Annotated in this window: 15 protein-coding genes; 10 read left to right on the top strand and 5 right to left on the bottom strand. The window is 42.7% G+C overall.

What is annotated here, in order from left to right:
* The first annotated feature begins 79 nt into the window (after nt 1-79).
* The 7 genes from MVI27_RS08985 (at nt 80) to rocD (ending at nt 4,841) form a co-directional block, all read left to right on the top strand.
* Nucleotides 80-607, top strand: coding sequence for a YceD family protein (locus tag MVI27_RS08985; RefSeq protein WP_246961022.1), 528 nt, complete (start codon nt 80-82; stop codon nt 605-607).
* Between the two features lie 68 nt (nt 608-675).
* The gene (gene rpmF, locus MVI27_RS08980) at nt 676-879 is read left to right on the top strand and encodes a 50S ribosomal protein L32 (protein WP_246961019.1); all 204 of its coding nucleotides are present in this window, start codon (nt 676-678) and stop codon (nt 877-879) included.
* Nucleotides 880-993: 114 nt separating this feature from the next.
* On the top strand, nt 994-1,476 hold the full coding sequence (gene accB / locus MVI27_RS08975; protein ID WP_246961016.1) for an acetyl-CoA carboxylase biotin carboxyl carrier protein: 483 nt from the start codon (nt 994-996) through the stop codon (nt 1,474-1,476).
* A 98-nt stretch (nt 1,477-1,574) separates the two neighbouring features.
* Complete coding sequence (gene accC, locus MVI27_RS08970; RefSeq protein ID WP_246961014.1) at nt 1,575-2,930, top strand: acetyl-CoA carboxylase biotin carboxylase subunit; 1,356 nt, start codon at nt 1,575-1,577, stop codon at nt 2,928-2,930.
* Nucleotides 2,931-3,039: 109 nt separating this feature from the next.
* Nucleotides 3,040-3,234: a DUF2683 family protein gene (locus MVI27_RS08965; RefSeq protein WP_246961011.1), complete on the top strand. Its 195-nt coding sequence runs from the start codon at nt 3,040-3,042 to the stop codon at nt 3,232-3,234.
* A gap of 68 nt (nt 3,235-3,302) precedes the next feature.
* Complete coding sequence (locus MVI27_RS08960; RefSeq protein ID WP_343217664.1) at nt 3,303-3,539, top strand: Txe/YoeB family addiction module toxin; 237 nt, start codon at nt 3,303-3,305, stop codon at nt 3,537-3,539.
* A gap of 54 nt (nt 3,540-3,593) precedes the next feature.
* Nucleotides 3,594-4,841: an ornithine--oxo-acid transaminase gene (rocD, locus tag MVI27_RS08955; protein WP_246961008.1), complete on the top strand. Its 1,248-nt coding sequence runs from the start codon at nt 3,594-3,596 to the stop codon at nt 4,839-4,841.
* On the opposite strand, the gene MVI27_RS08950 is transcribed toward rocD, so the two are convergent.
* Complete coding sequence (locus tag MVI27_RS08950; RefSeq protein WP_246961005.1) at nt 4,828-5,913, bottom strand: glycosyltransferase family 4 protein; 1,086 nt, start codon at nt 5,911-5,913, stop codon at nt 4,828-4,830. The genes rocD and MVI27_RS08950 overlap by 14 nt on opposite strands.
* A gap of 243 nt (nt 5,914-6,156) precedes the next feature.
* Here MVI27_RS08950 and MVI27_RS08945 point away from each other — a divergent pair, with 243 nt between their 5' ends.
* Nucleotides 6,157-7,062 (top strand): glycosyltransferase, encoded by a 906-nt coding sequence (locus MVI27_RS08945; protein WP_246961002.1) that lies wholly within the window; start codon nt 6,157-6,159, stop codon nt 7,060-7,062.
* A gap of 196 nt (nt 7,063-7,258) precedes the next feature.
* Here the strand turns inward: MVI27_RS08945 and MVI27_RS08940 are convergent, their stop codons facing one another.
* Both MVI27_RS08940 and MVI27_RS08935 read right to left on the bottom strand, forming a co-directional pair.
* Entirely contained in the window at nt 7,259-8,443 is a 1,185-nt protein-coding gene (locus tag MVI27_RS08940; RefSeq protein WP_246960999.1) for a glycosyltransferase, read from the bottom strand.
* A 230-nt stretch (nt 8,444-8,673) separates the two neighbouring features.
* Nucleotides 8,674-9,012: a phosphomannose isomerase type II C-terminal cupin domain gene (locus MVI27_RS08935; RefSeq protein ID WP_246961417.1), complete on the bottom strand. Its 339-nt coding sequence runs from the start codon at nt 9,010-9,012 to the stop codon at nt 8,674-8,676.
* Between the two features lie 91 nt (nt 9,013-9,103).
* Here MVI27_RS08935 and gltX point away from each other — a divergent pair, with 91 nt between their 5' ends.
* Nucleotides 9,104-10,624: a glutamate--tRNA ligase gene (gltX, locus tag MVI27_RS08930; RefSeq protein WP_246960996.1), complete on the top strand. Its 1,521-nt coding sequence runs from the start codon at nt 9,104-9,106 to the stop codon at nt 10,622-10,624.
* A 36-nt stretch (nt 10,625-10,660) separates the two neighbouring features.
* Nucleotides 10,661-11,617, top strand: a complete 957-nt coding sequence (locus tag MVI27_RS08925) for an acetyl-CoA carboxylase carboxyltransferase subunit alpha (protein WP_246960993.1) — start codon at nt 10,661-10,663, stop codon at nt 11,615-11,617.
* Between the two features lie 74 nt (nt 11,618-11,691).
* Here the strand turns inward: MVI27_RS08925 and MVI27_RS08920 are convergent, their stop codons facing one another.
* Both MVI27_RS08920 and rpmH read right to left on the bottom strand, forming a co-directional pair.
* The gene (locus MVI27_RS08920) at nt 11,692-12,402 is read right to left on the bottom strand and encodes a cell division ATP-binding protein FtsE (RefSeq protein WP_246960990.1); all 711 of its coding nucleotides are present in this window, start codon (nt 12,400-12,402) and stop codon (nt 11,692-11,694) included.
* A 153-nt stretch (nt 12,403-12,555) separates the two neighbouring features.
* Nucleotides 12,556-12,714, bottom strand: coding sequence for a 50S ribosomal protein L34 (rpmH, locus tag MVI27_RS08915; RefSeq protein WP_034746626.1), 159 nt, complete (start codon nt 12,712-12,714; stop codon nt 12,556-12,558).
* Nucleotides 12,715-12,799 lie beyond the last annotated feature (85 nt).

Here is a 12,799-nt window from a genome sequence, read left to right as displayed (position 1 = left end):
GCATACTTTAAATTGTGCGACATTGACCGGAAATAATTTGTAATATTAAAAAAAAAGCATATTTTTGCAACCTCATTTTATGGACAAGTTTAAAAACTACGATATCGTGTTTTCCGGCTTGAAGAACGGGAAGCATGAGTTCAGGTTTGAGATAGATAAGGCGTTCTTTCAGCTTTTTGATACCGAACAGGAATTTACAAATCCGGAAATCACAGTACATGTACTGATGGAAAGGCACAGTACTTTTCTGGAACTGTGGATTCGTATAGAAGGTACGGTGCAGCTGCAGTGCGATATCAGCAGTCAGGAATTCGATCATCCGGTGGAAAATGAAATCAGTGTGCTGGTGAAATTCGGAGAAGAGTATGATGACAGCGATGTGGATGTGATTACGATCCCGGCCACAGACCATGCAGTAAATGTTGCGCAGTTGATTTATGAAGATGTGATGCTGAGTATTCCGATGAAGAAGGTGTCACCGAATCTTTCGGAAGAACAGCTTGCGCTGCTGGATCAGTATATGCCTGCCGAACCTGATGAAGAGGAAAAAGAAACTGAAGTGGACCCGCGATGGGCCGCGCTTAACAAATTGAAAGATAAAAATTAAAATAGTTTAAAATGATGAGAATTGAGCAATCAACAACTCATCACTCATCAAATTAAAAATTATAGAAAATGGCACATCCAAAGAGAAGACAGTCGTCAACAAGAAGAGATAAGAGAAGAACGCATTACAAAGCAGAAGTTCCACAACTGGCAAAAGATGCTGCTTCCGGTGAAATGCACCTGTACCACAGAGCACACTGGCATGAAGGAAAACTATACTACAGAGGTAAGGTAGTAATGGAAAAAGAAATTGAAACTACTGAAGAAGCATAAGCCCGAAAAGAGCTAAAATCTTCAATTTTATAGCTAAACCACTCAAAATATTGGATTTTGAGTGGTTTTTTGTTGATTTTTAGTATCTTTGGCCGTATAATTAAATAACGACATATGGACATTAAAGACATTCAGAACCTGATTAAATTTGTCTCCAAGGCTGAAGTTTCCGAAGTTAAATACAAGACCAAAGATTTCGAAATTACCATCAAAACGCCACTGGGCGGTTCTGAAACTAATTTCATGCCTTCACCGGCAGTGTATCACACCGCTCCGGCTCCTGCTGCTGCACCTGCACAACCGGCTGCTCCCGCTGCTACAACACCGGCTGCGGAACCTGCATCTGACGACAGCAAGTTTGTGACGATCAAATCTCCGATGATCGGAACGTTCTACCGTAAGCCGTCACCGGATAAAGATGTATTTGTGAATGTAGGCGACGAAGTTTCTGTGGGCAAAGTAGTTTGCGTGATTGAAGCGATGAAACTTTTCAACCAAATCGAATCTGAAGTGTCCGGAAAAATTGTAAAAGTTCTGGTAGATGACGCAACACCGGTAGAATACGATCAGCCGTTGTTCCTGGTAGATCCGTCTTAATTTAGAAATTAGATGTTAGACATTAGATGTTAGATTAAGTTCTGCATTAAAATTAAAATTATCTGATTTTCAAATTTCTAATTTTCAAATTAAAGTAAATGTTCAAAAAAATACTGATCGCCAACCGTGGCGAGATTGCCATGCGCATCCTGCGTACCTGCAAGGAAATGGGAATCAAAACGGTAGCGGTATATTCCACCGCAGATAAAGACAGCCTGCATGTGCGCTTCGCTGATGAAGCAGTCTGCATCGGGCCTGCGATGAGCAAGGACTCTTATCTGAAGATTCCTAACATTATCGCCGCCGCGGAAATTACCAATGCAGATGCGATCCACCCGGGATATGGTTTCCTTTCGGAAAACTCTAATTTCTCGCGTATCTGCCAGAAAAATAATATTAAATTTATCGGAGCTACACCAGAACAAATCGACCGGATGGGCGATAAGGCCAATGCGAAAGCAACGATGAAAGAAGCCGGTGTTCCTTGTGTGCCGGGCTCTGATGGCCTGATAGAATCCTACGATCACGCGCTTAAAATTGCCAAAGAAATCGGGTATCCGGTAATGATTAAAGCAACTGCCGGTGGCGGTGGTAAGGGAATGCGCGCAGTCTGGAAAGAAGAAGATCTGAAGGACCACTGGGAATCTGCCATTCAGGAGGCGGTTGCAGCTTTCGGGAACGGCGGAATGTATATGGAAAAACTTATTGAAGAGCCACGCCATATCGAAATCCAGATTGCCGGCGACCAATATGGGAAAGCGTGTCACCTTTCAGAAAGAGACTGCTCTGTTCAGCGTCGTAACCAAAAACTGACCGAAGAAACACCATCTCCTTTTATGACAGAGGAACTGCGTACGGCAATGGGCGCAGCAGCGGTAAAAGCGGCAGAATACATCGGGTATGAAGGCGTAGGAACCATTGAGTTCCTGGTGGACAAGCACCGTAATTTCTACTTTATGGAGATGAATACACGTATTCAGGTGGAGCATCCGATTACCGAGCAGGTGGTGGATTATGACCTGATCCGTGAGCAGATTTTGCTGGCATCGGGTTCACCAATTTCCGGACGTGATTATCTGCCGAAACTGCATTCAATCGAATGCCGTATTAATGCGGAGGATCCCTACAATGATTTCCGTCCGTCACCAGGCAAAATCACGGAACTGAATATCCCTGGCGGTCACGGGATCAGAGTGGATACACACGTTTATTCCGGCTATACGATTCCTTCCAACTATGACTCGATGATTGCCAAGCTCATCACCACAGCGCAAACCCGCGAAGAAGCCATTTCCAAAATGAAGCGTGCGCTCGAAGAGTTTTATATTGAGGGTGTGAAAACCACAATTCCTTTCCACCGTCAACTCATGGAGGATGAAAATTACCTTTCCGGGAATTACACGACCAAGTTTATGGAAGACTTTACAATGGATAAAAGGTTTGATAATAACTAAACCATTTCAATTGAAACATATTTGCATCACAGCCCTTCGGTTGTGATGTTTTGCTTTAAAAAGCGGTGATTCATCTTTAATTATGTAATTTTGTACAAACGATTGCATCATGGAAAATATCATCATTATCCCCGAGAGCAAGAAACAATCGGCCGTAATCAAGGCTTTCCTGAAGGAAATTAAAATTCGTTTCGAGGTAGAAAAGGATGACACCGAGATGACCAAGGAGGAGTTCTTTGCAAAGATAGACCGGGCAAAGCAGGAGGTAAAGGAAGGGAAAGTGACACGAATCAATACGACTTAGGAGTTGCACGCTTTTTTGAAAAGCTTATGAAATACTCATGAGTTTTCACAGATAAATTCACGAAAGACATTCATCTTATTAAGAAATCTGGCGAGAAAGCGCTCTTCAAAAAAGTTACGGCCTTGCTGGAAGAAATCGTACAAAATCCTAAGGTTGGTACTGGAAAACCTGAACAACTGAAACACCACCAGGTCAGTGTATGGTCGCGCCGCATTTTCGGAAAACATCGGCTCGTTTACGAGATTCATGATGAAGAAATCATCATTATTCTGCTCTCTGCCTACGGACATTATACTGACAAATAGATACCGGCTCGCAACCGTTTGTTAATTTAACTTTTAATAATACCAAAATAATTTATGACCAATTCCGCACACAATTCTGACTATTATATTGAACTCGAAGAAAAATATGGCGCTCACAATTACCATCCGCTGCCGGTAGTGCTGGAGCGTGGAGAAGGAGTGCATGTCTGGGACGTGGAAGGGAAAAAATATTTTGATTTTCTGTCAGCGTATTCAGCCGTTAATCAGGGACACTCGCACCCACATATAGTGCAGGCGCTGACTGCTCAGGCGCAGAAACTGGCTTTGACCTCGCGTGCTTTCTATAACTCAAGTTTGGGCGTCTATGAAAAGAAAATAACCGACTTGTTTGGATTTGATAAAGTGCTGCCGATGAACTCCGGCGCCGAAGCTGTGGAAACGGCACTGAAAATCGCCAGAAAATGGAGTTACGAAGTGAAAGGCCTGCCGGAAAACAGCGCAAAAATCATCGTTTGTGAAAATAATTTCCACGGGCGTACCACTACGATTGTCTCTTTTTCCAATGATCCGGATGCGAATACGAACTATGGTCCGTTTACGCCAGGGTTTATAAAGATTCCATATAATGATATTTCAGCATTAGATAATATTCTGAAACAGGAAGGCGACCAGATTGCAGGCTTTTTGGTAGAGCCGATTCAGGGAGAGGCCGGTGTATATGTGCCGGATGCCGGTTACCTGCGCGCCTGTGCTGATTTGTGCCATAAATACAATGTTTTATTTATCGCTGACGAGGTTCAGACCGGTATTGCCCGTACCGGAAAATTGATTGCCTGTTACCATGAAGATGTACAGCCGGATATATTAATTCTGGGTAAGGCACTCTCTGGCGGAATGTATCCTGTCTCTGCAGTGCTTGCTAATGATCCTGTAATGAATGTGATTAAGCCGGGCCAACACGGCTCCACCTTTGGCGGAAACCCCCTGGCATGTGCTGTCGCCATTGCCGCCCTGGAGGTTGTGGAAAAGGAACAGCTTTCAGAGCGCGCCGAAAAGTTGGGTCAGTTATTCCGCGACGAAATTAACAAACTCATCGAAAAAACAGATTTGATTACCAAAGTACGCGGTAAAGGTCTCTTAAATGCCATCCTGATTAATGATACACCAGAAAGCAGTACGGCCTGGGAGCTGTGCCTGAAACTGCGTGACAATGGTCTTTTAGCAAAACCAACGCATGGCAACATCATCCGCCTGGCGCCGCCTTTGGTGATCACAGAGGAGCAGCTGCTTGCGTGTGTGAAGATTATTGAGAAGACGGTGGAGGAGTTTACTTGCCTTTAAGTATTTCTCGGTACAGCGCTAAGTAATTACTCGCCATTACCCGATAATCGAACTGCAGAGCCCAATTGCGGAGTTTTTCTTCATAATTTTTATCAGAACGGTATGCCCGCATGCCGTTCTTTATCGTTCCGGCCATTTCTTCGGCATCAAACATTTTGAAATAAAACGCGTGTGGACCTCCGATTTCAGGGAGACTGGTAAGTTGACTCAGAAATACGGGTCTGCCGAAATACATAGCTTCGATCGGTGGAATACCGAAACCTTCAGCTAGAGAAGGATGGAGCATTGCCTCGCAATTTTGAATCAGTGCGTATTTCTCATCATCTGAAATGTTCCGCAGAATATGCACGCGGGTTTCAAGCTGGTGATCGATAATAAATTTTAGCAATTCCTTTTCATATTCTTTTTTCGAACCGGACACTATAAAAACAAGATCTTCTTCAATTAGCGACAAAACGTTAAGCAAGCTAAGTTGGTTTTTCTTGGGGAAAAGTACACCGATATTCAAAAAATATCTTTTGTTCTTTAGATAATTATATTTACCCAAGTCATATTGCTTTGAGCCATCTGGAAACTGCAAGCCATTATAGATTACCCTTATTTGCTGTTGTTTTTTTACATTGAACAGATGTTGGTTTTTTAAATAATCTTGTTTTACGAATTCTGAGATGCACACGACCATATCTGCGTTTTGAACGTTTTGCTGTACCCTGCGAATATTCCTGCGCATTCTACCGGAGCCAAAATCTTCGTGCAGAAAATTCAGGTCATGCAACGTGACAATCTTCTTTTGATTTTTAGGTTTATAATGAAAATAAGAAGATAATTGGTGTGAAACATGAATTAAATCGAATGATCTTGAAAAAAATGGGTTAAACTTTTGAAATTTCGTCCATTTTAAATGGCTGAAATCTCCTGTATGCTCGATGGACGCAGGTCCATAAATTGCGATCTGTTCTGTAATTTTCAGTAAACGCAGGCCTTCAGATAGGTTACTAAATACCCGGGCAATACCGGAGTGTTTGTATCGCAGCCGTTCAAGATCTAAAAGAATGTTTTTATGTGATTTCATCACCACAAATATATCTATTCATTTACAGTTTAACTAAAACAAATTTTAGTTGTGCAGCTGTTATTTAAGATAGAGCAGATTTCTTAATAGGGATTGTTAGCCTCTATTATGTCCATACATACTTTTCTTATTTATTCTTAAATTTGAGGCAACTTTTAAAAGTAAATGAATACTGACCTAATTTGTAGTGCAGTGCTTGAAAGTTACCGCCTATTAGCTTGGTGTAATTATTGAAATTGTAATATGGTAAAAATTTCTGCCTACGGATATGTTCGAAATGGCTTTTTATATGGAGTTCCCTTCTTGGAATCAATACAATCTGTACTTCCTATTTGTGATGAATTTATCATAGTAGTTGGTGATTCTACAGATGGCACACGTGAAGCTATTCTCAAATTAAATAGCCCTAAGATTAAAATAATCGATACTGTTTGGGACGACAACCTGAGAAAAGAAGGAAAAATTTTTGCACAGCAGTCAAACATCGGGCTTGACCACTGTACTGGCGACTGGGTCATCCATATTCAGGCAGATGAGGTAGTTCATGAAAATGATCTGCAAAAAATAACAGAATATATCGAAAGGTATAATGATAACCCTAGAGTCGACGGATTCTTGCAGCCATTTCTTCATTTTTGGGGAGATTATAACCATATTCGTACGTCTAGAAGGGTACATCGGAATGAAATTCGGGTCTTCAAGAATTCATCCAGCATCCGAGCTTACCGTGATTCGCAAGGCTTTAGAAAATTTCATTCTCAGGAGAATTATAAGAATGGCAGCGAGAGAGGAACTAAGTTAAATGTCATTAAACTAAATGTTCCAGTTTATCACTATAACGCGGTAAGAAGTCTTAATGCTATGGAGCTCAAAGCTAATAATTTTCAGTATTACTACGGACATACAGAGGAGGCTTTAACCGAGATCCCGAGCATTTCCAATTTTAATTATCACGAGGTCGACCGTGTGGGCAAGTTTACAGGAACGCATCCCAAAGTAATGGAGTCAGCAATAAAAAATTACATCTTCGTTTTTGAGCATGATACGAGCCAAGCCGTGTGGAAAACAAAAGACAAATTGCTTCAGAAAATTGAAGATGCGCTGAATACAAGATTTTTTGAGTATAAAAATTATAAGCTTATAAAATAGAAAAGAAATCTTGCTTTCTCTCTGGTGGCCGCCTGTGCAGCCGGCATCACTTCTTCGAAAGCCTCTACTCGGTGTTTATCGTGTTAACGGACAGATGTTGTTTACGATGTAGAATTACAATTTCTGTTCGGTCGTTGCACAAATTCATTCGCGCCTTGTTATTAGTAAAGTTAATTTTTATTATAAAAATTTGGAGTTATTTTGCAAGGGCACTTTCAATTGCTTTGATCCATTTCAGACCAACATTTTCGATGTCATATTCAGCGGATTTTAGCATGACATTTCTTTGCATTTCTGCCCGTAAAAATTCATTGCGCATAAGTAGCGTGAGTTTCTGCTCATACTGCTCTAAATCAAAGCAGTCGACTAAAAAACCATTGGTTCCGGAAGGGGCAATAATTTCCTTTACACCAGCAGAACAATTAAATGCAATAGGAATAACTCCGGCTTGTTGAGCCTCAGTTAAAACCAACCCCCAGCTTTCAATGGTAGAAGTCATGCACAGTATACTTGCTGTATTATAATAGTTATAGGTATTGTTAGTAGAACCACATAAAGTTATTCTGGGTAATTCCTGTTTTTTAATAGATAAGCGTAAGTTTTCGAATTCTTCTCCAGTTCCCACAATCAACACCTCCCAATCAGGAAATTTCTTATAGATCCTACGCCATATTTCAACTAGACGATCCGCCCGTTTGTCCGTATAGCTGAGTCGACCAACATAAATAATCTGGTTTTTCTTCTTTGTACTGTAAGGCATTTCCGGAGTAACCTGGGCATTAGGGATTACATGGATCTTGCGGGCGTCAGATAACCTTAAGGATGTACGTATAGTGTCTTTATATGACTGCGTGAGCACAGTAAAAGCGTCACATTTCTTATAAATCGAATGATATCTCCCAAGAATTCTGCGTCTATACAAATCAAACAGAAGAGGTTTATAGTACTTGTATTTCCATCTGCTCAGCAACATTTTACGAGTAATTGCCTTGCGCAGGTAAGACTGCCGAAGATTTTCAATTTCCCAAAAAGGAGTTCCATGAAGTGAAAAAATATACTTACATCCTATAGAACGTGCAATTCTGTGATGATTAACTTTAAGATGGCCACCAACAAAAATGATGACGTCCATACATTTGTCTCTTGCTTTTTGAACCAAAAGATTATTCCTCTGGTAATTAAACAGATTTTTTTTTTCAAATAATACGAATGTAAAAACCTTTTTATCTTCCTCATTCAATAGTGCCTCATTGATACGACACGTAAAAATATAGATGTTAAAGCCATGCATAGCCAGATACTGTCCGACATCAGATGTTACCTTCTCAGCGCCGCCAAATGGGTATTCTTCATGCAAAAATGCTATATTTTTTTTATACATTAGAGTAAAGTTGAGAATCTTTGGTGTTTGTAAATGCGATCCAGTATGACTGTATCGCAGTAAATGTATTGGTGAAAAGATTTCGTCGGAAAATAAGCGTTCATAAGCTGAATTTCAACAGCCTTATTTTAAAGTCTGCTGTAATCAGTTTGGCTTATTAATCACCAATTGTACAATAAGCACATCCATGCTAATGGCATCGCATTAATATAAAGGATTATGTCAACTCCCTACCTTTCATAATCATCCTCCAACCTTATAATATCATCCTCCCCGAAATAGGTTCCCGTCTGCACTTCAATAAAAATTAAAACAGCATTGCTTCGGTTTTCAATCCGGTGGCGGGCGCCTTGGGGAATGAAGATGCTTTCACCGTAGCGTACTGTATGCTCTTTTTCATCCAGGATCACAACCGCTTCGCCTTCTACCACCGTCCAGAACTCCTGGCGGTGATGATGGTACTGGTAAGACAAGCGATGGCCCGGCTGAACCTCGATTCTCTTTAGTTTGTAATGGGGCTCATCCGCCAATACATAATACGTTCCCCACGGTCTTTCTCCAATTTCCAGCATACAGTATCTTTTCCTGCAAAAATAACTAAAATTATCATACGCCGATTTTTTCTGTAAATTTGTAGGCTTATTAAAACCCAACGGAATTATGAAAAAAGTGCGCGTGCGTTTTGCACCCAGCCCCACCGGGCCCTTGCACCTGGGCGGCGTCAGAACCGCCTTGTATGATTATCTTTTTGCTAAAAATCAGGGCGGCGACTTTGTGCTGCGGATTGAGGATACCGACACAGCCCGCTATGTGGAAGGAGCAGAAGAATACATCATGGAAGCACTGGAATGGTGTGGTATGATTCCCGATGAAAGTCCCGTGCACGGTGGTCCGTTTGGTCCGTACCGCCAGTCGGAACGGCGTGAGATTTATGATCGTTACGTGGCCGAGATTCTTAAAACTGATTACGCTTATATCGCCTTTGATACACCCGAAGAACTCGATGCCATCCGCCAGGAGTATGAGCAAAACAGGGAAGTGTTCGCCTATAATAATATGACCCGGAACCGCCTGCGGAATTCCATTACTTTAACCAAAGAAGAAGTACAGCAGCTGCTGGACGAGCAAGTACCCTACGTGGTACGTTTCAAAATGCCGATCGACCGCGTGCTTAACCTGGAAGACATCATTCGCGGTAAATTTTCCGTGAATACCAATACACTCGATGACAAAGTTTTGGTAAAAAACGATGGCATGCCGACGTACCATTTCGCCAATATTGTGGATGATCATGAGATGCAGATTTCGCATGTCATCCGCGGCGAAGAGTGGCTTCCTTCGCTGGGACTGCACTGGTTGCTGTATGAAGCCATGGGCTGGGAGCGCCCGGAATTTGCGCACCTGTCCCTGATTCTGAAACCAGAAGGAAAAGGCAAACTCAGCAAGCGCGACGGTGATAAATTTGGTTTCCCGGTCTTTCCTTTAAATTTTAAAGATCCCGCGACCGGCGTCGTTTCGAAAGGTTACCGGGAAGAAGGTTACCTGCCGGATGCTTTCGTAAACATGGTGGCACTGCTCGGCTGGAGCCCTGCTGATGACCGTGAAATTCTTTCGCTGGAAGAAATGGCAGCGGAATTTGATCTGGCGAAAGTACATAAAGCAGGAGCGCGCTTCAGCAAAGAAAAAGCAGAGTGGTTTAACCAGGAATATCTGCGCGCAAAATCCGCAGAGGAACTGTTGGTTTTATTGAAAGAAATACCGGGAGTTACCGGAAGTTCGCTATCAGATGATACTTTACTCCGAATTATTGAGCTGATGAAAGAACGTGCCGTCTTCGCTAAAGATATTTATACGGAAGGTCGCTTCTTCTTCGAGGCGCCGCTGAGCTATGATGAAAAAGCAGTAAAGAAAGCCTGGAATGCCAATGCGTCTTCGCTCATGGCCGCTTTGACTGATACTTTGCAGACAGTAGATTTTGAAACCGACGATCTCAAAGAACAACTGCACCAGTTTGCCGAAAAGCACAGTGTGGGCATGGGCAAAGTTATGATGCCGCTTCGCCTGGCATTGGTAGGTGAGTTAAAAGGTCCTGATGTACCCGATATCATGCGCGTGCTGGGCAAAGAAGAATGTATTTCCCGGATTCAGCATGCAGTGAATAATATACCGGTGATCGCCTAATTTTTTCCTAAATTTGAAAATATTTTAATTAGAAGAATGGAGTATTTAAATTTTGAACTTCCGGTGAAGGAATTGATGGACCAGTACCAAACCTGTTCGCTTGTAGGCGAGGAAAGCGGGGTAGATGTAAAACTGGCCTGTTCCCAGATCGAAGATAAAATTATAGAGAAGAAAAAAGAGATTTATCATAACCTCACGCCATGGCAGCGTGTGCAATTGTCCCGTCATCCGGATCGTCCGTACACACTGGATTTCATTAAAGGGATTACAGATAAAGACAGCTTCCTGGAACTCCATGGCGACCGAAACTTTGCGGATGATCCTGCAATGGTAGGAGGTTTGGCCACCATTGACGGACAGCGCGTGATGATCATTGGTACCCAGAAAGGCCGCACGACCAAAGAAAGACAGCACCGCCGTTTCGGAATGAGCAACCCGGAAGGATACCGCAAAGCACTGCGGCTGATGAAACTTGCCGAAAAATTCCGCATTCCTGTTATTTCGCTGATTGATACACCGGGAGCTTATCCGGGTCTGGAAGCAGAAGAACGCGGACAGGGAGAGGCCATCGCACGCAATATCTTCGAAATGACCATGCTGAAAACGCCTATTTTCTGCTATATCATCGGTGAAGGTGCCAGCGGCGGCGCGCTCGGTATTGGGGTTGGAAACAAGGTATATATGCTCGAAAACACTTGGTACACCGTTATTGCACCCGAGAGTTGCTCCTCTATTCTGTGGAGAAACTGGGACCACAAGGAAGACGCTGCCAATGCGCTGAACCTGACACCTACAGATGCACTTCGCGAGAAGTTTATCGACGGTATTATTGAAGAGCCGCTGGGAGGTGCGCATTATGATCCGCAGGCTGCTTTTGGGTTTCTTAAAGCTTCTATTCTGCAGAACATCCGTGCGTTTTCCAAGTTCACGGCGCAGGAACTGGAAACACAGCGCCAGGAAAAATTCATTGCCATGGGGCAGTTTAAAGGATAGAATTTATGATATACAAAAATCCCGTGTTCAGCAGAATACGGGACTTTTTGTTTTTAAAAGGTAAGTTTTCGTTTTTACTCGAACAGTTCCTTCGTGTCGAGTACGGTGACTTTACCGTCTTCGCAGCGAATCGCCTCGCCGGGAAAATTGTGAATCATATGGTAATCGTGTGTCGCCATGACTACGGCAGAATTATTTTCAAAAGCTACCTGTTTCAGCAGTGTCATAATCTCGTTGGAAGTTTCCGGGTCCAGGTTGCCGGTAGGTTCATCCGCCAGGATGAGTTCCGGGTGATTTAGGAGCGCGCGTGCAATCGCTACCCGCTGCTGTTCCCCGCCGGAAAGCTCATGCGGCATTTTGTGTTTTTTGGACTTCATGCCCACACTTGCCAGCACTTCATTAATCCGGTCATCAATTTCGGTTTTATCTTTCCAGCCGGTTGCCTGCAAAACGAAGCGAAGGTTCTTCTCGACACTGCGGTCCGTGAGCAACTGAAAATCCTGGAAAACAATTCCCAGTTTGCGGCGCAGGTTGGGAATGTCAGACATTCGCAAACCCTGCAGATCAAATCCCGCCACGTTTCCCTGGCCTGCTGCAATGGGGATATGGCCGTACAAAGTTTTCAGCAGTGAACTTTTCCCGGAACCGGTTTTGCCGATAAGGTAGCAGAACCGTCCTTTTTTAATGTTAAGGTTCACCTCGTTCAGTACCGTGAAATTCTTTTGTGAGATTTTAGCATTTTTCAGCCGGATCACGTCCTGGCCTTCCTGAGAAGAATGTGGCATACAACTAAATTTAAATATAAAGGCAACCGCTGTTGCACTGCCCAAAAATAGCCAAAAACTTTTGCTTTCGGCTGCTATTTAATAAATTTTAACGAACAAAAAATGCCTGAAAAGAAACTTTTCAAGCATAGTGGTATATGATAATATCCGAGATTATCTCTTAGCGCGTACCGCACTTACAGTTAAACTCTTTCTGCCTTTCGCTCTTCTCGCAGCCAGTACTCTGCGCCCGTTTGGCGTAGACATTCTTTCACGGAATCCGTGCTTGTTTCTTTTCTTTCTTTCAGATGGCTGGAATGTTCTCTTGCTCATAGCTTACTATTTTAAGGTAAAAACGCTTTCTTATTTTTCAGATTGCAAAGATATAAAACTTTTTATTTGCTGCAAACTAATTTCA

The organism is Chryseobacterium salipaludis (genome assembly GCF_022968825.1).
Taxonomy (GTDB): Bacteria; Bacteroidota; Bacteroidia; order Flavobacteriales; family Weeksellaceae; genus Kaistella; species Kaistella salipaludis.
This window is presented reverse-complemented; position numbering and strand designations above follow the sequence as displayed.

Coding starts and splice junctions, on each gene's coding strand:
- MVI27_RS08965 (WP_246961011.1), top strand. CDS start 3,040: ATGGAAAATATCATCATTATCCCCGAGAGCAAGAAACAATCGGCCGTA.
- rocD (WP_246961008.1), top strand. CDS start 3,594: ATGACCAATTCCGCACACAATTCTGACTATTATATTGAACTCGAAGAA.
- MVI27_RS08925 (WP_246960993.1), top strand. CDS start 10,661: ATGGAGTATTTAAATTTTGAACTTCCGGTGAAGGAATTGATGGACCAG.
- accC (WP_246961014.1), top strand. CDS start 1,575: ATGTTCAAAAAAATACTGATCGCCAACCGTGGCGAGATTGCCATGCGC.
- gltX (WP_246960996.1), top strand. CDS start 9,104: ATGAAAAAAGTGCGCGTGCGTTTTGCACCCAGCCCCACCGGGCCCTTG.
- rpmH (WP_034746626.1), bottom strand. CDS start 12,714: ATGAGCAAGAGAACATTCCAGCCATCTGAAAGAAAGAAAAGAAACAAG.
- accB (WP_246961016.1), top strand. CDS start 994: ATGGACATTAAAGACATTCAGAACCTGATTAAATTTGTCTCCAAGGCT.
- MVI27_RS08920 (WP_246960990.1), bottom strand. CDS start 12,402: ATGCCACATTCTTCTCAGGAAGGCCAGGACGTGATCCGGCTGAAAAAT.
- rpmF (WP_246961019.1), top strand. CDS start 676: ATGGCACATCCAAAGAGAAGACAGTCGTCAACAAGAAGAGATAAGAGA.
- MVI27_RS08945 (WP_246961002.1), top strand. CDS start 6,157: ATGGTAAAAATTTCTGCCTACGGATATGTTCGAAATGGCTTTTTATAT.
- MVI27_RS08985 (WP_246961022.1), top strand. CDS start 80: ATGGACAAGTTTAAAAACTACGATATCGTGTTTTCCGGCTTGAAGAAC.
- MVI27_RS08940 (WP_246960999.1), bottom strand. CDS start 8,443: ATGTATAAAAAAAATATAGCATTTTTGCATGAAGAATACCCATTTGGC.
- MVI27_RS08950 (WP_246961005.1), bottom strand. CDS start 5,913: ATGAAATCACATAAAAACATTCTTTTAGATCTTGAACGGCTGCGATAC.